Source organism: Croceibacterium selenioxidans (genome assembly GCF_018599195.1).
In the GTDB taxonomy this organism is placed as follows: domain Bacteria; phylum Pseudomonadota; class Alphaproteobacteria; order Sphingomonadales; family Sphingomonadaceae; genus Croceibacterium_A; species Croceibacterium_A selenioxidans.
The window spans coordinates 970,933-991,290 of the sequence record NZ_JAHFVK010000002.1 but is presented as its reverse complement, the minus strand read 5'-3'; the positions used below and the strand labels follow the sequence as shown (position 1 = coordinate 991,290).

Below are 20,358 nucleotides of genomic sequence, written 5' to 3'. Positions count from 1 at the left end.
TGCGACTAGCGCCCGGCCTTCCTCTCGCGGCGGCGCGCACGCAGGAGCTGTCGCAGAATTGCGGGGCCGGCGATGAGCGGGTACTTCTCGCGCAAGGGCGTCACTTCGATTGTCTCGCCGGTGTGCCGCTCCACTTTCCAGGCGATGTAGCGCATCCCACCGTCGAAAGTGGTCGAGGCTTTTACCAGCCGGGCGAGGTTGAGCAGCTTGCCCAGCCGCCGCCGCCTCGCCCACCACCGCGCCACCCCCCTACGCCACTCCGCTTCCGGTGTGGGTTCAAGTGTATGACCCGCCTGAACGAAGGGAACCCGGTCCGCCGTCAGCGCCAGGGGCAACAACCCTTCGAAGTGCGCACGATTGGCGGCAATGATCGATTCTTCGCGCCCAGCAGCTTCAACCCTTAGTTCCGCGCGATAGGTCGCGCGGAAAAGCGCTCGCCAATAGTCCTCCTCCACACCCTTGGCCGGTCCTAGAACAACGGCAAGACGCGCGGCGGTCTGCGCGGCGGCACAGAGGGCTGCAGTTACCTCGATCGCCACCTCGGGATCGTTCGCCCATGCCAGCCCGGCCGGCTGCACGAACCGCGCCCAGATCGTCGTATCGAGTTTCTCTCCTCCGGCCGCGACGGCAAAGGTGGCGAGGTTCATTGTCGCGATCTTGGCGCGGAGCGTAAGGCGCTCATGAGGCTTTTCGCGGTAGGACACGCGCGGCCAAATTCCACCTTCCACTTCGCCTGGAAGCAGGACGTAGAAGTCCAGCACCCCTTCAAGGGAACCGGTTCGCAAGTTCGAGCCGTAGAACAGCACAGCCCGCGCACCAGCTTCCTCGCCAATCTGGCGCGCGAACTCTGCGACTGCAGGGGCGAGGGGCCGTTCCAGTGCCGCGCCCAACCGCGCGGCAAGAGCCCCGCTCACGGGACGACGAAGCGCAGCTTGGGCCCGAGCGAAAGCTGGTACCGGCCTCCGGGGAAGGCTTCTCCATCGAGGATGAAGCGGTCCGAGATATCGAGCTGGATCGAGTCCGATTCGACAACGTGATATCCGGCGCGGCGCATCCCTTGGGAAATCTTGCCGCGGAAGATCATTGGCAGGCGCAAAAGCAGGCTGCGGCTGGAACTGTCGAGCAGCGCGGTACGCATGGTCGACGAGTCACCGTTGGGAAACGGCCTCAACCCAACGGGAAACCGGCGAAGAGTGGAAATGAACAGCAGGAAGCGCTCGTCCAGACGGCCGATCCCGCTGTGTTCGACTTCACGGCCTTCGCCATCGAATAGTCGCATCGGGGTGCCGCGCCGCCAGACATTGCCGCCGCTGCCGAAGATCGCCTGCAACAGGCTTCCGACCACCGTAATGCCGACCCCGAGACTGTTGAAAGCGCCGCTCTTGTGCGCCTTCTGGCCCAGCTGGATCGCCGCCGTGTAGGCACCGGCGCCCAGCACGAACCCCTGCACCCGGGCGTTCGCATTGTCTCGCAACGATATGGCCAGAGGTCGGCGTTGCTCGATCCGGCCCGTGTGAATGGCCTCAACCGCTTCAGCCAGCGACCAGTTGAGCGGAAGCCCAAGATCGACCGCCAGGGCGTTGGTCTTGCCGTTGGGAAGCACGATCAGCGGAGGCCAGCTCTCACCGAAAATTCCCGCGCCGCAAGTCAGCACGTCGCGCACCGTGCCGTCTCCGCCAGCCAGCACAATGTAGTCGACCCGGCGTTCGGCAAACTTGCTCAGAATGGCGGGCAAGTCAGCCCGGTCGCCCGGGGACTCCAACAGCAGGGTCGCTTTGGCGGTGTTTTCGACGGGTGCCATCTCGCGATGGCTCCGCGCATTGCGGATCACACCCACGAGGGGAATCTGCCGCGCGGGAGCCGCGACCTGAACCACCGGAGCGGTCGGCTTCACGACTTCCGGCAATCGGTCAAAAAGATGGACAGACCCGTGCATGGCGCCGCCTTAAACCCTTGCTCCGTTAAAATACTACGGTTTTTCGTCAAAATCCAATCGGACTGGGTCCGGAACCCGCACTAGATGGGTACTTCCGGCCCGTCCGCAATGCGCCCGCCCTATTGTTATGCGAGTGGATGACGGCTGAACCGGTAATTCATGTAACCAGTACTGGCCCGATTGCGAAGGGCGGGTTAGACAAGGTCATGCTCGCCGAACACCTCCTCGAACAGGCGCAGTCACTTGCACCGCGCATTGTCGCCCTCCGACGCGCTATCCACGCCGAACCGGAACTCGGATTGGAGACGCCCCTTACTCTGGCCAAGGTCAAAGCTGAGTTGGCGGATGTGCCGCTGACCTGGCACGAGGGCCCGTCCTGCACCGGTGCCGTGGCGATACTCAAGGGTACGGGCCCAGGCCCCGCCGTCCTGCTGCGCGGCGACATGGACGCCTTGCCCATGCCTGAAGAAACCGGGCTCGAATTCGCCTCGACCATACCGGGCCGGATGCACGCGTGCGGTCACGACACTCACACCGCGATGCTCGCCGGCGCCGCCCGCATGCTTGCCGATCGACGCGGGGAATTCGCGGGTGAGGTGCGTTTCATGTTCCAGCCGGGCGAAGAGGGCTATCACGGCGCGCGCTTCATGCTCGCGGACGGGCTCCTCGGCGGCGGCGGCGATATCCCGCTGCCCGATGCGGCCTTCGCCCTCCACATCATGCCGAACTATCGCCACGGCGTCCTCGGAAGCCGCACCGGCGCCCTGCTCGCCGCGGCCGACATGCTGGAGATCGCCGTCACCGGTCGCGGTGGCCATGCTTCGATGCCGCACCAGACTCGCGACCCCGTCCCGGTGGCATGCGAGATCGTCACTGCGATCCAGGCGTTGATCACCCGCCGGTTCAACGCGGCCGAAGCGGTGGTGGTGACCGTGTCGCAGCTCGACGCCGGCAGCGCGCACAATGTCATTCCCGACCAGGCCCTGCTGAAGGGCACGATCCGAACCCTCTCCCCCGAGCGGCGGCAGGAAGTGCGGGACGCCCTTCGCCACCTGGCCCAGCACATTGCCATCGCGCACGAGTGCACCGCCGAGGTGACCGTGACGGAAGGCTTCCCGCCGACCATCAACGACGCGCGCGCCGTTGCGGTGTTCGATGCCGTGGCTAGCGACTTGCCCGGCGGCTGCTTCGAACACCTCGCCAATCCGATCATGGGTGCGGAAGACTTCTCTTACGTGCTGGAGAAGGTCCCCGGCGCCATGGCCTTCCTTGGCGTGGCGGCGGAAGGGTCCGACTGGGCCGGCTGCTGCGGCATCCATTCGACGCGCATGGTGGTCGACGAGACGGCCCTCCCGCGCGGCTCGGCGATTCTGGCCGGATGCGCGCTGCGATTCCTGGATCGCGGGTGGGAATAAACGGCGGAACGCGACGCTGACAGGCGGTCGCGACCGATTATCGCTTGGCGCAATCCAAACGCGTTGCTAACCGCACCCGCAGGCACCCGTAGCTCAGCTGGATAGAGCGCTGCCCTCCGAAGGCAGAGGTCACAGGTTCGAATCCTGTCGGGTGCGCCACTCCTGTATCGAAGTAAGACCGCCATGACATGCCTCGACGCCGGCGAAGACCGCGTGTTCGAGCGCGGCCTTGCTGCCGCGAAGCGTGATGGTCTCTTTGGTAACCTCGAACTCATCCACGATGAGACGCAGGTATCCGCGGCGCAACGCGGGGTCCTCCTGGCGTAGGCCGGGGCGTACGGCCCCAACGTCCGCAATAGGTCGTTAGCGGACAGGCAACCAAGGATGGAGAGCGCGCACATACTGTGAGTGCTCCGCCGTAGAATAGATTGTCAGAACAGGTTCTGGGCAGGTCTTCATTGAGCTCCGGCGCTTTCACCCAGTAGGGACATCAGGTCCTGCGCCAAAGCCTCGTCGTCGGCGGAGCAGACGCCTAGCGTTATCGCTTCCTCGCAGCCCTCGGCAACCAGGTAGGCATGCCCCATCGAGGAATCGATGTAGATCAACTCGCCTTCCTTGATGACCACAGGATCGTAGAACTCGGTGTGCACTTCGATGCTGCCGGTGATGACGTAGACGACCTCTTCCCCTTTGTGCCGCACGAGCTCGCCAAATTCCTCAAGCGACTTGGCGCGGATTTTCGTGATGATCGGAATCATCCGCTTCCGCCTCAACTCGGTGTTGAGATAGTAATAATCGTAGTTCGGCGTCGTGACGCGCACCGCGTCCGACGTTCGTCCGATGCTCCTGCGCCCAGTCACTTGGGCCTCTCGCCCCTCGCTGGGCATCGCAAAAAGCTCTGACATCGGGATCTTCAGCCGTTGGCTAACCTGCTGAAGCTTGTCGTAGCTGAGCGTCAGGCGCCCGTTCTCGACCTTGGAAAGCGTCGAAAAGGGAATTCCCGAGTGCTTGCTCATATCCTTCAATGTCCAACCGAACCGATCGCGCAAGGCACGCATGATCGTGCCGAGATTGGGAGGATTATCGTTCAAGTTGCTTCCTCAGCCCTCATTGACATTTTTCCAATCAGGATATCTAAATCCTGACGGGGAGATTCTTGGCCAGAATATCCGGCGTCGGCCTAGGGCGCAATCGGCTTGGAGGGAAGCTTAGTGCGACAGTTGAAAAAATGGATCGTTCCGCTGCTGCTGCTCGTCGGCGCAGGCGGTGTTCTTGCCCAGGGGCTCGTGCCCGAAGCGATCACGCCCGCGGTTGGTGACAAGGCGCCGGCGCAGGCGGCACCAACGCCGGCCGGGGGCGCCACGCTGACCAAGACCGACGTCGACGCGTGGCTCGATGGGTTCCTGCCCTATGCCCTTGAAAGCGGCGACATCGCCGGCGCCGTGGTGGTCGTGGTCAAGGATGGGCAGGTCCTCACGCAACGCGGGTTCGGCTACGCGGATATCGACAAGCGCATCCCGGTCTCCCCCGAAACGACTTTGTTTCGAACCGGCTCAGTGTCGAAGCTGACCACTTGGACGGCGATCATGCAGCTCGTCGAGCAAGGCAAGCTCGACCTCGACACCGACGTCAACAAGTACCTCGATTTCACCATCCCCGCCTACGAAGGCAAGCCGATCACCTTGCGCAACATAATGACGCACACGGCCGGCTTCCAGGAAACTGTCCGTCGCCTGATCAGCGACAACCCGGAGGACATGGTTTCGCTTGGCGAATACGTGAAGAACGACATTCCGGCGCGCATCTTTCCGCCGGGTGAAGTCCCGGCCTATTCGAACTACGCCACCGCGCTTGCGGGCCGCATTATCGAGCGTGTGTCGGGTCAATCCTACGATGACTATGTCGAGCAGCACATCTTCAAGCCACTGGGTATGACCTACGCGACGTTCCGGCAGCCGGTTCCAGCAAACCTCGCTCCTCACCTGAGCCAGGGCTATGGGCCGGGGCTCAAGAAGCCCGAGAAGTTTGAATACGTCGTGCCGGCGCCTGCGGGCAGCCAAGCCGCCAGCGGGGCCGACATGGCGAAGTTCATGATCGCCCATCTCAACGACGGCGCGGGCCTGATGAAACCCGAAACCGCCAAAACGATGCACGAATTCGAGTTGAATTCGCTGCCCCCGCTGCACGCCATGGCGCTCGGTTTCTACCGCGATGACGTCAATGGGCACCGCGTCCTCGCGCACGGCGGCGATACTGTCTTCATGCACTCCAATCTCGACTTGTTCGTCGATGACAACGTCGGACTATTCATCTCGATGAACAGCGACGGGCAGAATGGATCGCCTCGTTGGCTGCGCGAAGCGCTGCTCGCCCAATTTGCTGACAGGTACTTCCCGCAGGAACTGGCGGGCAAGCCGATCGACGAGAAGACCGCGCGCGAGCACGCCCGGATGTTGGCCGGCACTTATGCCAGCTCGCGCGGGTTCGAGACCAACTTCATGAGCCTGCTTGACCTGGTCGGGCAGGAAAAAGTCGGGGTCGACGAAAAGGGCGGCATCGTCGTCGGCAGCGCTGCGAATGCAGCGGGCCAGCCGCGCAAATGGATCGAGGTCGAGCCGTTCGTCTGGCGCGACCGCGATAGCGGCATGAAGCTCGCGGCCAAGGTGGAGGACGGCAAAGTCACCGAGTGGCGCTTCGACACGATTAGCGCGATCATGAGCTTCCGACGTGTGCCGTGGTACAAGGACACGGCGTGGTTCTTCCCGGTACTGCTGGGGGCGATCGGTGTGCTGTTCCTCTCTGCGGTTGCGTGGCCGGCGGGCGCCATCGCCCGGCGGCGTTACAAGGCCGCCAATCGCTACGAAGGTCGCAGGTTGCGTTCTCAACGTATCCTGCACGGCTCGCAGTGGCTGGTCTTGGCGGTCCTGACCGGCTGGGTGGCCTGGTTCTACCTGGGTCTGAGCAACCTCTCGATGCTTAGTGGTCCGCTGGATCCGCTGCTTTACGCCCTGCAGATTCTTAGCCCGATCGCCCTGTTCGGCTTGCTCATCGGTAGCGGCTGGAACCTGTGGATGGCTCGCAAGGAAAAGCGCGGGTGGTTCGCGCTGCTCTGGGCCGTGCTGGTAGTCCTCTCCGCGGTGGTCCTGCTGTGGATGGCCTTTGCCTTCCACATGTTCAGCTTCGGAACGAACTACTGAGACATGCGGCGTCAGCTGACGTTGCGGGAGGAACGGTTCGCCTTTCGCGAACCGTTCCACATCTCTGGTCACAAGTTCACGGAAACCAAGGTGCTGGTCGCACAGATCGCGGCTGGAGACAGCGTCGGGCTCGGAGAGGGGGCGGGGGTATACTATCTCGGTGACGATCTCGCGCACATGCGCGATCAGGCCGAGAGCGCCCGCGTCGAGCTCGAAGCGGGCGCCGATCGGGCGGAGCTACAGTCCCTGCTTCCACCCGGCGGCGCCCGCAATGCGCTCGATTGCGCCCTATGGGATCTCGAGGCGCGGACGGTCGGCGTGCCGGTGTGGCAGTTGGCAGGTCTCGGCAAGTTCGCCCCCCTGCCGACGACCATGACGATCAGCGCTGATGCTTCGGCGAAAATGGCGGAAGTCGCGGCGGGCCGCTTCGGTAGCTGGCCGATGCTCAAACTCAAGCTCACAGGTGATGTCGAGCTCGATGCCGATCGGGTTCGCGCCGTGCGCCGGGCGCGCCCGGATGCGTGGCTGGGAGTGGATGCCAACCAGGGCTACACCGCAGATAATCTGGGACAATTGGTCGAGGTTCTTCTCGAAGCGAAGGTCGAACTGTTGGAGCAACCGCTCGCCCGGGGAGCGGAACACGACTTGGACGATCTATTCCGGCCCCTGCCTTTCGCGGCCGACGAAAGTGTCTGCACGTTGACCGAAGTTGAGCAGGCGACAGGAAGGTTCGACGCAGTGAACATCAAACTCGACAAGTGTGGAGGCCTGACCGAAGCACTGGCCATTGCGCGCCGATGTCGTGAACTCGGCCTCCAGGTGATGGTCGGGAACATGATGGGGAGCAGCCTGTCGATGGCGCCCTCGCTGGTCGTGGGTCAACTCTGCGATATCGTCGACCTCGATGGCCCCACTTTCCTGGCCTCGGACCGTCCAGGGTCAATCCGATACTTCGATGGAAAGATCGATGCGGGAACTGCTGGATGGGGCCTCCTGGCCACACTCGGAAGATGATTTCCGAAACGGATTGACATAGTCTAATCAGAAAATACGATCCTGTATGGGATCAAGGTAGCTGCATCGGGAAGACTGTTCGGTGGCGCGTTAGGGAGCGTGTCCGCCGAGCCTCAGGGAGGTCATAAATGAAGAAATCTGGTCTTCTCATCGGTAGCGCCGTCCTGGCGCTCGCAACCGGCCTCGCGGCCACCCACGCCTCTGCTCAGGATACTGCGGCAGTGGCAAACGAGGGTGAGACCATCCTGGTAACCGCGCAGAAGCGGTCACAGGAACTGATCGAGGTGCCGCAATCGGTCACCGTCGTATCGGGCTCAACGCTTGAGGAGCAGCACGCCGACAGTTTCTCCGACTACCTGAAACTAGTTCCGGGACTTCAGCTCGACCAGAGCCGCCCTGGGCAGGGTCGCCTGATCCTCCGTGGCGTCAACACCGAGGGCGTCGCCTCGACGATCGGCATCTACATGGACGAAACCCCGTTCGGTTCGAGCAGCGGGCTCGTCAATGGCGCGGTTCTCGCCGCCGACTTCGACACTTTCGATCTCGATCGTATCGAGGTGCTGCGTGGGCCGCAGGGGACCTTCTACGGTGCGAGTTCGCTCAGCGGCGTGCTGAAGTTCGTGACGACCGAGCCTTCGACCAGCGAAACCGTCGTCCGCGGACGGGCGGGCGTTGAACTAACCAAAGGGGGCGCGGCGAGCGGATACGGCAATCTCGTCGTCAACGTGCCGATCTCCAGCATCGCGGCCTTCCGGGCTTCGGGAAGCTATCGAACCATTGGAGGTTTCATCGATTCAGTCGGTGCCGGTGGCTCGGACGTTGAAAAGAACATCGACGGCAGCAAGTCTTTTGGCGGACGGGCCTCGCTGCTGGTCATGCCGAGCGAGGCTATCGATCTGCGCTTCACCGCAGTGATACAGAACATCGACGCCGATGCTCCCTCGCTTGCTGAGAGCGATCCTGAGACGCTCGAAATGCTGCATGGCGGCTACACTCAGTCGCAGTTCATTCCCGGGTTCAGCGACCTTCGCTACCGGGTGTACAATGCCACAGGCAACTTCGACCTCGGCTTCGGCACACTCACTTCGTCGACCAGCTATGGCACCCAAAAGCAGAGCCTGCGGACGGACTACACCTTCGCTCTCTCCCCACTGATCGAGGCGATCACCACCGAGGCCAACGAGTTCTTTCAGGACCAATCGACGGATTCGGAGAAGTTCACCCAGGAGCTGCGTCTTACGGGTGAATCGACGCTCGTCGACTGGCTGGTGGGTCTCTACTACACCGATGAAGACGGCCTGATCGAACAGGACTTCATCGCCTCGACTCCTGGCACGACGACGCCGATCACCGGGTTGCCGACGCTGGGCTACGCCCTGGTCGAGTCCAGCTATCGCGAGGCCGCTGCGTTCGCCAACCTGACCTGGCATGTGGCCGATGGCTTCGACATCGACCTGGGCGGTCGGTACAGCGACAACAAGCAGTCGGCACACCAGGTCACCGACGGTCTGCTCGTCGGCGGTTTCCAGGATCTTCCCGTGTTCGAATCGAAGGAGAACGTGTTCACCTACTCGATCGCGCCGCGTTTCGAGCTCAGCGACAATGCGTCGATCTACGCGCGCGTCGCCAGCGGCTTCCGTCCGGGCGGCCCAAACGTCTTGGCGCCGAACCAGCCCCTCGATCAGGCTACGTACGATTCAGACTCGCTGACCAACTACGAGCTGGGGCTGAAGGCGCAGACGCCGGATCGAAAGTATGGGATCGAAGTCGCTATCTTCCATATCGACTGGAATGATATTCAGCTTCTGGCCGAAAAGGACGGCTTCAACTTCAACGCAAATGGCGGCGGCGCCAAGATCGACGGCCTCGAGTTGACGGCCACTGCAACACCGGCTGCCGACTTCAACCTCTCGCTCAACACCGCTTACACGGATGCCCGGCTTTCAACCGATACGCTGATAGGAGGCCTCGACGGCGACCGGCTTCCGTTCACGCCGAAATTCTCGGCATCGCTGAACGGCGACTACACCGTCATGGTGGGCAACGACGTGGAAGCCTACTTCGGCGGATCGTTGCGGTACCTCTCCGACCAATCGGCGAGCTTTGACGCCGATTATCGTGCGGCGCACGGCGAACAGCGGACGATCGAAGCCTATGCCGTGATCGACCTCAACGCCGGGATAACGATCGATCAGTTCGACATCCAGCTCTACGTCAAGAACCTGACCAGCAGCGCGGGCCGAACCTCGACCACGGGCACGACCGTCTTCGGTGGCTTCCCGCTATTCCCGGATGATGCAATCGGCACCGGTGTAATCCGCCCGCGGACGGTTGGCCTGTCAGTAAGGGCTGAGTTTTGACCCCTGATCCCAAGATAATCAAACCACAGGGAAGCTCGGAGCCGGTCGGCCTCGCGCTTCCCTCGCCATACTTGCTGTTCCTGGGCGACGTCACGACGGCCGCCTATGCAAAGACTGCCTTCGGGTTGCGCGACTGGGCAGGTGACAAGTGCATCGGCGAGTTCGCCTTACCGGGGGCCACCGTAACTACGGGGCTGCCGGCAATGACGCCCGCCGATGCACTTAAGGCCGGGGCAAAATCGCTCGTGATCGGTATCGCCAACGAAGGGGGCAAGATTCCGGCTTCGTGGATTCCGGCGCTTGTCGAAGCGATCGAGATCGGCCTCGACATCGTGAGCGGGATGCATGTGCGGCTGGCGAGCGTCCCGGCCGTGCGCGAGGCGGCGCAACGTTGCGGCCGCGCCCTGATCGACGTGCGAACGCCGCCACCCGGAATCCAAGTGGGTTCTGGGCGCAAACGCAGCGGCAAGCGGCTGCTGACAGTCGGAACCGATTGCGCGCTAGGCAAGAAATACACGGCACTCGCTATTGCATGGGCTCTTCAGGACCGAGGGGTTCCGGCGGATTTTCGCGCAACGGGGCAAACCGGCATCATGATTGCCGGAAGCGGCATGCCGATGGACGCGGTGGTTTCCGATTTCCTGTCGGGCGCAGCGGAGATGATCAGTCCAGCCGCGCCGGCCGACCACTGGGATATAATCGAGGGACAGGGATCGCTTTATCACCCGGGCTTTGCCGGTGTTTCGCTGGGCCTTCTCCATGGTAGCCAGCCCGACGTGTTCGTCGTTTGTCATGATCCGACCCGTACGGAAATTGTTGGCCTTCCGGGCCTTCCCTTGCCCTCGCTCGAGGAGCTCATCGAACTGACCCTGACATTGGGGCATCGGGTCAATCCAGCGATCCGCTGCGGGGGAATTTCGCTGAACACGTCGGCGCTGTCGGAATCAGAGGCGGCGGACGCGATCGCAGACACAAGCGCTGCTATCGGCCTGCCTGCGGCGGATCCGCTGCGCGGCGGGCCCGAGTTCGACCGGCTGGTCGACTCCTGCCTCGCCTGACATGTCCGGCGAAGCCCGAAGCGGGGGTCCAAGCTGGTTCCAGCGCTACCTGCTGCCAGGGCTGGCTTTCAAGGCGCTGGTGATCGGGGGCGGGTACGCCACCGGGCGCGAAATCGCCGAGTTCTTTCTTCCGAGTGGCCCTTGGGGCGGTCTCGCCGCAATCGCCCTCGCGACCCTGCTGTTTAGTGCTGGCTGCGCACTCACGTTCCTGTTCGCGCTGACGACGCGCAGCCTCGAGTACCAGAGCTTCTTCAAGGCGCTGCTGGGGCGCGGCTGGGTCGCATGGGAGATCACCTACATCCTGTTCGTGATCCTGATCCTCGCCGTGTACGGCGCAGCGGCAGGCGAGATAGGTGTGGCGCTGTTCGCCGCGCCGAACCTGGTAGGGACGTTCCTGCTTATGGCCGGCATCGTTCTGGCCGTGATGTACGGCAACAAATCGGTTGAGCGCCTGTTCGAGTGGGTCTCTTACCTCCTTTACGGCGTCTATGCCCTGTTCTTCGTCCTGGCCTTTTCGTCGTTCGGCGGCCGCATCGTCGATGCTTTCAGCGCGCCTTCCCACTCGGGTGGCTGGCCGCTCAGCGGCGCGACCTATTTCAGCTACAACATCATCGGCGCGATCGTGGTGCTGCCGGTGGTGCGGCACCTTACCAGCCGGCGCGATGCGATCATCGCGGGCGCCATCTGCGGCCCGCTGGCGATGCTGCCGGCGCTGCTGTTCTTTACGGCTGCGGTCGCCTTCTATCCGGAGATCATGGATGCGACGCTGCCGTCCGACTTCCTCCTGCAGCGGCTCGGCTCGCCGCTATTCCACTACTTGTTCCAGCTGATGGTCTTCTCGGCGCTGCTGGAAAGCGGGGCGAGCGCCGTCCACGCTTTCAATGAGCGTGTCGATCAAGCCTGGAAGCGTCGGCATGGCGCACCACTGGGTCCGGCCCGACGGACTGTCCTTACGCTCGTGCTGCTGGTGCTGTGCATGTTCCTCGCCAGCGCTGTCGGCCTGGTGGACCTGATCGGCAGTGGTTATCGCGGCTTGGCTTTCATCCTGCTCGCGATCTACGTCCTGCCCCTCGCTACGATCGGGCTAGTTCGCATCCTCAAGAAATCGAACCTCGGAGACAATGATGGTCTGCAAGCGTCCTGACGCGCTGCGCCTGGCGATACCGCTCTTGCTGGCTCTGGTTCCCAGCGTTGCGCTGGCCGATCCGCCCAAGGGCTTCGCCGAGCATGTCGAACAGTTGCGGCTGGACTCGGGCGCGCCCGGCATCGCGATCGCCATCGTCGAGCACGGCCAGACCACGCTGTCGCAAGGGTGGGGTGTTCGTCAGCAAGGCGGATCCGAGAAGGTCGACGAGCGCACGATCTTTCCGACCGGATCGACTGGCAAAGCCTTCACCGTTGCCGCGATCGCCACACTGGTCGACCAGGGTAAGCTCGGCTGGGATGACAAGGTAATCGACCATATCCCGTGGTTCCAGATGTACGACCCTTGGGTCACGCGCGAGATGACGATCCGCGACCTGATGGTCCATCGCAGTGGCCTTGGGCTCGGCGCCGGCGACCTCATGTTCGTGCCGCGCACTTACCTGAGCCGCAAGGAAACGGTCGAGCGCCTGCGCTATATCAAGCCCGCGGCGAGCTTCCGGTCGGCCTATGCCTACGACAACGTTCTCTACGTGGTGCTTGGCCAGCTGATCGAGGAAGTCACCGGTAAGACCTGGGAAGAGTACATGGCTTCCGAAGTGCTTGCGCGGGGCGGCATGACCGACTCCACCGCGACCTACGACGCGCGCTACGCCACCTCCAATCGCGCTCTGCCGCACGGACGCGTCAGCGACGTCATCCGTGGGCTTGGACCCAATAGCGTGCTGGACGAGCGCAACGAACTGGGTCGCAATGCGATGCCGGCGGGGGGGCTGGCGATGAGCGCCAACGACCTTGCGCAATGGCTCAAGATTCAGCTCGGGCACGGCGCGTTGCCGAGTGGCGGGCGCCTATTCAGCGAGGCGGCGGGGCGCGAGATGTGGACCCCGGTGACGATCCAGCCGATCGATGCCTGGCCAGACGATCTGGCTCCGGCGACGCCCCAGTCCAGCGCCTACGCGCTCGGCTGGGACGTCGAGACCTATCGCGGTGCGCGGATGATCTGGCACAGCGGCGGCGTATTCGGTGCGATTGCGGTGGTGGTGCTTCTGCCCGACCAGGATGTCGGCTTCGCGATAGTCATCAACTCGGAGGAAGCGGCGCTGCGACGCGGGCTGATGTACGAGTTGATCGACCATTATCTGGGGCTGCCGGACAACGATTGGTACGCCAAGTGGGACAGGTTCGTCGATGCTCGGCTCGAAGGCGGAAAGGCGGCCCTGGCGCAAATGCAGGACAAGCCGGCGCAAGTTGGCCCGAGCCTGCCGCTTGGGTCCTACGCCGGAACCTACCGCGATCCCTGGTACGGCGATGTCGTGGTCAGCGAGCGCGACGGTGGGCTCTGGATCAATTTCGCCAGCACGCCGCGGATGGAAGGTCGCCTGGCCCATTATCAGTACGACACCTTCAAGACGGAGCTGACCGACAAGGCGGTCGAGAACGCGCTGGTGACCTTCCAACTCGATGCTCACGGCAAGGTTGAGCGAGCAAAGATGGTTGCTGCCTCGCCGCTCGCGGACTTCAGTTACGACTATCAAGACCTCGATCTCACGCCCGTGAAGGATAAGCCATGAGTGTCCGCAAGTTTCTCGCCTTCGCTTCTCTGTTGGCGCTGGCGGCCTGCTCCCGCTCGGAAGAAGCCCCTGCAGATGATCCGGCGGCCGTGCACAAGGGCCTGCTGGTGCTCGATACTCACCTCGACACGCCGCTCAACTTCGAGCGGCCAGGCTGGAGCTTTGCTGACCGGCACACGCTGGCGAATGACCTGGTCCAGCTGGACTTGCCGCGCATGGCGGACGGAAACCTCGATGGCGGGTTTTTCTCGATCTACACCGCGCAGGGCCCACTGACGCCGAAGGGCTACGCCGACGCGCTTGCCTTCGCGCGCAAGCGCTCGGACACGATCGATCGGGTGATCTCAGAGAATTCTGGCGTGATCTCTCCGGCAACTACGGCCGACGATGGCGCGCGGCTGGCAGCGGCTGGCAAGCTTATCGCCTATAAGAGCATGGAAAACAGCTATCCTCTGGGCGAAGATCTGTCGCTCCTCAAGGAGTTCTACGACCGTGGTGTCCGACTGGCGGGCCCGGTGCATTCCCTGAACAACCAGTTCGCTGATTCCTCGGGCGACAAACCCCGTTGGAACGGACTTAGCCCGCTCGGCAGGGAGTGGGTGGCAGAGATGAACCGGCTTGGCATCGTGATCGATGGCAGCCATTCCTCGGACGCGGCGTTCGATCAGATGCTGGAGCTGTCGAAGACTCCGTTGATCCTGTCCCACACCTCGCCGCGCTGGGCGTTCGATCATCCCCGCAATCTCGACGACGAGCGCATCAAGAAGCTCGCGGCGAAGGGCGGGGCGATCTGCATGTCGACCATCTACCTTTCACCGATGAACCTCACGCCGGCACGCGCGAAGCTGTTCGACGAGTACGAGCACATCGCCGACCTCGATCCCAAGGCACAGGCTGAGCTCGTGCAGCAGTGGCGCGAGCTCGATAAGACCGAGAGCATGTGGTCCGCCGACTTCGAGAAGTACATGACGGCGTTGCTGCATGTGATCGAAGTCGCCGGTGTCGATCATGTCTGCTTCGGTGCGGATTGGGATGGTGGTGGCGGGATCAAGGGCATGGAAGACATCAGCGCACTTCCGGTCGTTACGGGCCGGTTGCTGAAAGCCGGTTACTCCCGCGATGACATCAACAAGATGACCGGTGGCAACGTTCTTCGCATCCTGCGCGCCGCGCAGGCGACGGCCGAGATCTGAGCCGGGACGATCGACGTGCCCGAGCCGCTCGATCGCTATGAGAAGCGCATTCTGGAGCTGCTTCAGCAAGACGCCTCGCTTTCGACTGCGGCGATTGCGGAGAAGATCGGCCTGTCCTCGTCGCCCTGTTGGCGTCGGATCGATCGGCTCGAACGGGAGGGCTTCATCAAGCGCAAGGTGGCTCTGGTCGATCGGAAGAAAATCGGACTGAACGCGCAGATTTTCGCGCAGATCAAGCTTAACGCCCACGGCCGTGCCAACCTTGACGAATTCACCGCCGCGATACGGGCCTTTCCGGAAGTCCTCGAATGCTACGTGCTCATGGGATCGGTCGATTTCCTGATCCGCGTGGTTGCGACCGACATCGAGGCTTACGAAAGGTTCTTCTTCGACCGATTGTCGCGTTTGCCCGGCGTGCAGGAGGTCAATTCCACCGTTGCGCTCTCCGAGATCAAGGCGACGACCGAGCTACCTATTCCCTGATTACGCCGCGCGGTCACAGGGGAAGTTTTGACCCGATATCGCGGCAATCGAGGCAAGACTTTGCGACAATCGCGGTCTCGCCCGGCCAGATAGGTCAGCGCCGCCGTGGCGAATTGCGCAAAACCTCCCGAGAACAGGGAGTCTTTGCGCATGTGTGATTTCGTCTCCGCCACACCGCCCGAGAGCGTGCACGTGCTGCACGATCCGTCGAGCGGCCTCGATGGCGTGATCGTGCTCCACTCGACCCGAAGAGGCCCCGCAGCGGGCGGGTGCCGCCTGTGGACCTATTCCAGCGGCGCCGAAGCTGCCAAAGACGCGGTGCGCCTCGCCGAGGGAATGGCCTACAAGAATGCCTTGGCGGACCTTCCGCTTGGGGGCGGCAAGGCCGTGCTCCGCCTGCCACCCACACCTTTCGATCGCCGTCTGCTGTTCAAGGCCTTCGGGCGGGAAGTGGCCAGGCTTGGGGGCAACTACGTTACGGCCGAGGACGTCGGCACCACCGTTTCGGACATGCAGGCAGCCAGCGAGACCTGCCGTCATGTTGCCGGTCTTGGCGCACCCCAAGGCCGCCCAGGCGGAGACCCGTCGCCCTGGACGGCGCTTGGCGTGTTCTTATCGATACAGGAGTCGGCCCGCCGCAAACTCGGCGCCGACCTCAAGGGCATGACGGTGGCCGTCCAGGGGCTCGGAAACGTCGGTTCTCATCTATGCGGCCTGTTGCACGAAGCCGGGGTTAAGTTGGTCGTTGCTGAGCCGCGTTCGCATGTCGCCGCAAAAGTGGCCTGTCGATACGAAGCGACCCTTGTGGGTCTGGATGCGATCCTGGACACCAAGTGCGAGATCTTCGCGCCCTGTGCTCTCGGCGCCGTAATCGACGAACGTGCCGTCATGCGCCTCCGCACCAGGGTCGTGTGCGGCGGGGCCAACAACGTCCTGGCGACTGACGAGGATGGCGATCGGCTGGCGGATCGAGACGTGCTCTATGCGCCCGACTACATCGTGAATGCGGGTGGTATCATCAACGTCGCGGCCGAATACATTGGCTGGAAAATCGAAGAGGCCGAAGCGCGAGTAAGGCAGACCGGCCGGCGCCTCGCTGACCTGCTGGACTTTGCTGAACGAAAGGGGTTGGCGCCTCACCGGGCAGCGAACGGTCTGGCGCGCCAGAGGATAGGGGCACCGCAAATGGGCCGGATGATGGAGGTGGTGTGATCGATCGCGTCAATTTTCGCGTTACGGCGAATTCGTGTTCTGGCCTGCTTTGCAAGATACTGGGCTTGTTCGCGCAGCTGGGCCTTCCGGCTCCGACCTTGCAGGTGAGCCTTGTCGGGGTGTCCATGCGCATCGAACTCAGTCTGGCCAACTTTGGAGATGCGCTCGTTCAGATCGTTGCTCGGAGGATTGCAGGCTTCGTCGGCGTGCAATCGGTGACCGTCATCTGATCCGTGCGCTCTCCGACCCTATGCACAAGTGTCCGCAATGGGTGGTTTCGGGACCTTCCGCTTTAGGCCAGATTTGCCGCGTAGCAGCCATTCCAATCAATTGGCATCGGTCTGAAATTGGGGGGCGAAGCTCTCCCGGGCGCACCACCAAAACGTCAGTCCTCCAATTATCCCTGCCGTCAGAAATGAGGGCAAGAACCTGAGGAACGCCACGAAAAAACTTAGGTGTTCGGGGTCATTTGAGGGCAGGCCCGATCCCGCGACGGTGGCCGCAAAAGCGCACAGCGCTACCGATGTGATGACTGCACTCGCCACGAAGAATGGGGCCGAATGTAGCTGCCAACGCTCGGCTATTTGAAGGGCTGCAAAGAAGGGCAGAAAGGCGCAAAGGCCGGTCAAGACGAAAGCAATTCCCCAGAACACCAAGTAGACTGCGATAAGCTCCGGGGAAAAGTCGCTCGCCGAGCCGATCTGGAATTGAAAGACTGCCGCCATGCTCAGGGAGGCTGCTCCAACAGAAAGCAAGTAGCCGAGAGCTGGCCGCATTTGTCTCATCTCCTCGTCCGATAGACGCCGTACTAGTCGAACACCCGGGCGGGCGTCGATGTCGGCTTGAGGGAACAGTGCACGGACAATCGCGGCGACCGCAAGGGGTCGATAACTGACGGTCCGGTTTGAATTCGAAGAGTGCGAAAGCGGACTTCGGCTTCCAGCCGTCATGGGTCTGAATCGTGGGCATATGGAAGCCTCACGGCGAAATGGGCGCCGTGATGGAGCCACCATGGGCCTCGACGATCGTTTTCGCGACCGACAGCCCGTAGATCCCCATGCCCGTGGCCTCGGTCGTGGCCTAGCAAGTACCGTAAACAGAACGGTGGGGGGCATCGAATTTCGCCGCGCTAAAATCCCGACAAATCAGGTCGTTGTCGACCCTCTCCTGATACTCTCCCGCGACCAAATTGGCCTTCCAGGAAGCCGTTCCCAACGCCTGACGCACAACCTTTCGCGAAAAATTCTTGGCCAAATGAATTTTAATTCCTATAGTCCGGAATATAAGGTTTGGGAGAGCCATTATGTCCGCGAAACTTCTTGTGAGCGCGTCTGTCGGCGCGCTCTGCGTCTTTTTCGCCTCGTCTGCCGCTGTGGCGCAGGAAACTCAGCCAGTGCCCGCCGGCCCGACGCAGGATACGAGCCAAGGCGGAATCACGGACATTATCGTGACCGCACAGCGCGTCGAGGAAAGCGGCCAGAGCATCCCGATCCCGGTCGACATTATCGAACCGGCCGAGCTGGTGCAGCAGAACGTCATCCGCGCCGAGGACCTTTCGCGCCTCACGCCCTCGCTCGCTGCGAATGGCGGGGGTGGGCCGACCACGGTGTTTTTCGTGCGCGGCGTCGGCAATGCGACAGTCAACGGGTATTCCGACCCCGCGATCTCGTTCAACTATGACGGCGTCTACATCGGACGGCCGACCTCGACATCGGGCGTGTTCTACGACCTTCAGCGCGTCGAGGTCCTCAAGGGCCCGCAGGGCACGCTCTATGGCCGCAACGCTACGGGCGGCGCCATCAACGTCATTCCCAACCGTCCCGAGCTTGGGGAGACCTCGGGCAATTTCATGCTCGGCTACGGCAACTACGACTGGCTGACGGGGCAGGCTGCGGTCAACGTCCCTCTGGGCCAGGATGTCGCACTGCGCGCGGCAGGTTCCATCTCTCATCGCGATGCGCTTCAGAGCGACGATACCGGCAACCAGCGCGAGTATGCGGGGCGTCTGCAGGTCTACGCCGAGCCCAACGATCAACTGGACGTGCGCCTTGCGCTAGACTTCTCTCATCAAGGCGGCGCGAGCAGCAGTGGCTACTATCTCGGCGCGGTCAACCCGACATTCGGTCCTACCGGTTTTGCGGGCTACGAATTCGTGCCAACCGGGTTTTCCACGCAGCAGGGACTGTTGGATCCGGCGTCGAATGCGTTGATGGCATCGCGCTTCATCTCCCAGGTCGGACGTGCGGGCGCCGTCGTAGACGGGCAGCCCTTCAACGACAACGACTACTGGGGAGTCACGGCGGAACTCAATTACGAGACGGACGTCGGCACCCTGACCATCCAGCCGGCCTACCGCGAAGCCTCGATCGAGTACGCCTTCAACGGCGTGTTCCGTCAGGGTTTTACCAAGGAGAAGGACAAGCAGGCCAGCGTGGAGGCCCGTTGGGCCAGCGATCTTAGCGACTCCGTCGACTACCTGCTGGGCGCGATCTACTTCGACGAGGATATCGACGCGACCGCACGCTACAACCAGCAGACGCTGGTCCCCTTTCAGGAATTCACAACCGGGACCGAGAGCTTGGCCGGCTTCGGCAAGGTGACCTGGCGGCCGATTGAGCCGCTTAGCCTCACGATGGCGGGCCGTTACACCTCGGACAAGAAGACTTTCGACGGGGTGTCGAACGTCTACATCCTGTTCTGCGGCAACCCCGCGCCGCCGCAGGACTTCTGTCCGACACTGCCGTTCGCGCCGCTCGTCTCGACGGAAGACGAATTCCGTGCCTTCTACACTTCGCTCGGAATCCCGATCACTCCGGTGCCGCTGTTCGTGCTGCCGCCCGTGGCAGGCGGATCGCAAACTGCGCCGTTCGTGCTCTTTTCGCCGATCGTCATCAACGACAGCCTGAAGAACGACAAGTTCACGTACCGGCTGGCAGCGCAATACGACCTGAGCCGTCGCAACATGATCTACGCGAGCTTCGAAACCGGATATCACGCCGGCGGATTCTCGTTCGCCCGCGGCATCTCCACGTATGAGCCGGAAACGATCAAGGCCTTCACGCTGGGTAGCAAGAACCGCTTCCTCGACAATCATCTGCAGGTGAACGTCGAGGCGTTCCTGTGGAAGTACAAAAACCAGCAGTTCAGCCAGTTCGGGTACGACCTCGGGAACCCGCCTTCGACTGTCTTCCTGACGCGAAACATTGGCGACAGCACGATCAAGGGCGTGGATCTCGACCTCGAATACCTGCCGGCCGAGAACACGCAGCTGTCGGCGAATGTCCAATATCTCGACACCAAGTACGACAGCTTCGTCTACTACTCGCCGAACCAGGGACTGCCGCCAAACACGACCTGCCCGTATACGCCCACGACGCAATCGACGCCTGGCGGGACGATCAACGTGTTTGAGATCGATTGCTCGGGCAATGTCGCGTTCAACTCCCCGAAGTGGTCATTCAACCTGAATGGCCAGCAGACCATTCCGATCGGGAACGACTACAAGGCCGTGCTGGTCGCCGGCACGCGTTATCGTTCGTCGAGCTATTCCTCGGCGGACTACCTGCCATACCTCAAGTCCGAGGCGACCTTCGTCAGCTACGCCTCGGTGACATTCGGGCGCGAGGATGACAGCCTTTTCGTCAGCTTCTACATCAACAATATCGAAGACAACCGCCGTCTGATCGGGGGTACAACCAATCCGGCCGGCCTCATAGCGGCCTCCGCGGAACAGCCGCGCACTTACGGCGTCAGGATCGGTGGGCAGTTCTGAT

The 20,358-nt window shown here is 62.5% G+C and carries 17 protein-coding genes and 1 tRNA gene; 13 read left to right on the top strand and 5 right to left on the bottom strand.

Features of this window, described 5'->3' with window-relative positions:
• Positions 1-5: 5 nt before the first annotated feature.
• Positions 6-914, bottom strand: a complete 909-nt coding sequence (locus KK137_RS13635; protein ID WP_214537084.1) for a hypothetical protein — start codon at positions 912-914, stop codon at positions 6-8.
• A complete protein-coding gene (locus tag KK137_RS13630) occupies positions 911-1,936 on the bottom strand; it encodes a diacylglycerol/lipid kinase family protein (RefSeq protein WP_214537083.1) in 1,026 nt (341 codons plus the stop codon). Before KK137_RS13630 ends, KK137_RS13635 begins: the two co-directional genes overlap by 4 nt.
• A gap of 206 nt (positions 1,937-2,142) precedes the next feature.
• Here KK137_RS13630 and KK137_RS13625 point away from each other — a divergent pair, with 206 nt between their 5' ends.
• Positions 2,143-3,351: a M20 metallopeptidase family protein gene (locus tag KK137_RS13625; protein WP_214537082.1), complete on the top strand. Its 1,209-nt coding sequence runs from the start codon at positions 2,143-2,145 to the stop codon at positions 3,349-3,351.
• Between the two features lie 82 nt (positions 3,352-3,433).
• A tRNA-Arg gene (locus tag KK137_RS13620) sits at positions 3,434-3,510 on the top strand.
• Here the strand turns inward: KK137_RS13620 and KK137_RS13615 are convergent.
• Both KK137_RS13615 and KK137_RS13610 read right to left on the bottom strand, forming a co-directional pair.
• Positions 3,481-3,657, bottom strand: coding sequence for a hypothetical protein (locus KK137_RS13615; RefSeq protein WP_214537081.1), 177 nt, complete (start codon positions 3,655-3,657; stop codon positions 3,481-3,483). The genes KK137_RS13620 and KK137_RS13615 overlap by 30 nt on opposite strands.
• A gap of 149 nt (positions 3,658-3,806) precedes the next feature.
• The gene (locus tag KK137_RS13610; protein WP_420829327.1) at positions 3,807-4,442 is read right to left on the bottom strand and encodes a helix-turn-helix domain-containing protein; all 636 of its coding nucleotides are present in this window, start codon (positions 4,440-4,442) and stop codon (positions 3,807-3,809) included.
• A gap of 120 nt (positions 4,443-4,562) precedes the next feature.
• On the opposite strand from KK137_RS13610, the gene KK137_RS13605 reads away from it, so the two are divergent.
• From KK137_RS13605 to KK137_RS13560, 10 genes are all read left to right on the top strand, one after another.
• On the top strand, positions 4,563-6,548 hold the full coding sequence (locus KK137_RS13605) for a serine hydrolase domain-containing protein (RefSeq protein ID WP_214537080.1): 1,986 nt from the start codon (positions 4,563-4,565) through the stop codon (positions 6,546-6,548).
• A gap of 3 nt (positions 6,549-6,551) precedes the next feature.
• The gene (locus KK137_RS13600; RefSeq protein WP_214537079.1) at positions 6,552-7,562 is read left to right on the top strand and encodes a dipeptide epimerase; all 1,011 of its coding nucleotides are present in this window, start codon (positions 6,552-6,554) and stop codon (positions 7,560-7,562) included.
• 128 nt (positions 7,563-7,690) lie between these two features.
• Positions 7,691-9,922, top strand: coding sequence for a TonB-dependent receptor (locus KK137_RS13595; protein ID WP_214537078.1), 2,232 nt, complete (start codon positions 7,691-7,693; stop codon positions 9,920-9,922).
• Positions 9,919-10,980 carry an N-acetyltransferase DgcN family protein gene (locus KK137_RS13590; RefSeq protein ID WP_250893858.1) on the top strand — a complete coding sequence of 354 codons (1,062 nt, stop codon included), beginning with the start codon at positions 9,919-9,921 and terminating at the stop codon, positions 10,978-10,980. Before KK137_RS13595 ends, KK137_RS13590 begins: the two co-directional genes overlap by 4 nt.
• A 1-nt stretch (position 10,981) precedes the next feature.
• On the top strand, positions 10,982-12,124 hold the full coding sequence (locus KK137_RS13585) for a YkvI family membrane protein (protein WP_214537077.1): 1,143 nt from the start codon (positions 10,982-10,984) through the stop codon (positions 12,122-12,124).
• Positions 12,105-13,697, top strand: a complete 1,593-nt coding sequence (locus KK137_RS13580) for a serine hydrolase (protein ID WP_214537076.1) — start codon at positions 12,105-12,107, stop codon at positions 13,695-13,697. Before KK137_RS13585 ends, KK137_RS13580 begins: the two co-directional genes overlap by 20 nt.
• Complete coding sequence (locus KK137_RS13575) at positions 13,694-14,890, top strand: dipeptidase (protein WP_214537075.1); 1,197 nt, start codon at positions 13,694-13,696, stop codon at positions 14,888-14,890. The genes KK137_RS13580 and KK137_RS13575 overlap by 4 nt, the downstream gene beginning before the upstream one ends.
• Positions 14,891-14,905: 15 nt before the next feature.
• On the top strand, positions 14,906-15,373 hold the full coding sequence (locus tag KK137_RS13570; protein WP_214537074.1) for an Lrp/AsnC family transcriptional regulator: 468 nt from the start codon (positions 14,906-14,908) through the stop codon (positions 15,371-15,373).
• 150 nt (positions 15,374-15,523) lie between these two features.
• A complete protein-coding gene (locus KK137_RS13565) occupies positions 15,524-16,585 on the top strand; it encodes a Glu/Leu/Phe/Val family dehydrogenase (protein ID WP_214537073.1) in 1,062 nt (353 codons plus the stop codon).
• Positions 16,582-16,815, top strand: a complete 234-nt coding sequence (locus KK137_RS13560; RefSeq protein ID WP_214537072.1) for a hypothetical protein — start codon at positions 16,582-16,584, stop codon at positions 16,813-16,815. Before KK137_RS13565 ends, KK137_RS13560 begins: the two co-directional genes overlap by 4 nt.
• Before the next feature lie 96 nt (positions 16,816-16,911).
• Here KK137_RS13560 and KK137_RS13555 read toward each other — a convergent pair whose 3' ends face one another.
• The gene (locus tag KK137_RS13555; RefSeq protein WP_214537071.1) at positions 16,912-17,361 is read right to left on the bottom strand and encodes a hypothetical protein; all 450 of its coding nucleotides are present in this window, start codon (positions 17,359-17,361) and stop codon (positions 16,912-16,914) included.
• A 527-nt stretch (positions 17,362-17,888) separates the two neighbouring features.
• Between KK137_RS13555 and KK137_RS13550 the strand changes: the two genes are divergently transcribed.
• Positions 17,889-20,357: a TonB-dependent receptor gene (locus tag KK137_RS13550; protein ID WP_214537070.1), complete on the top strand. Its 2,469-nt coding sequence runs from the start codon at positions 17,889-17,891 to the stop codon at positions 20,355-20,357.
• The last annotated feature ends 1 nt before the right edge of the window (position 20,358 follow it).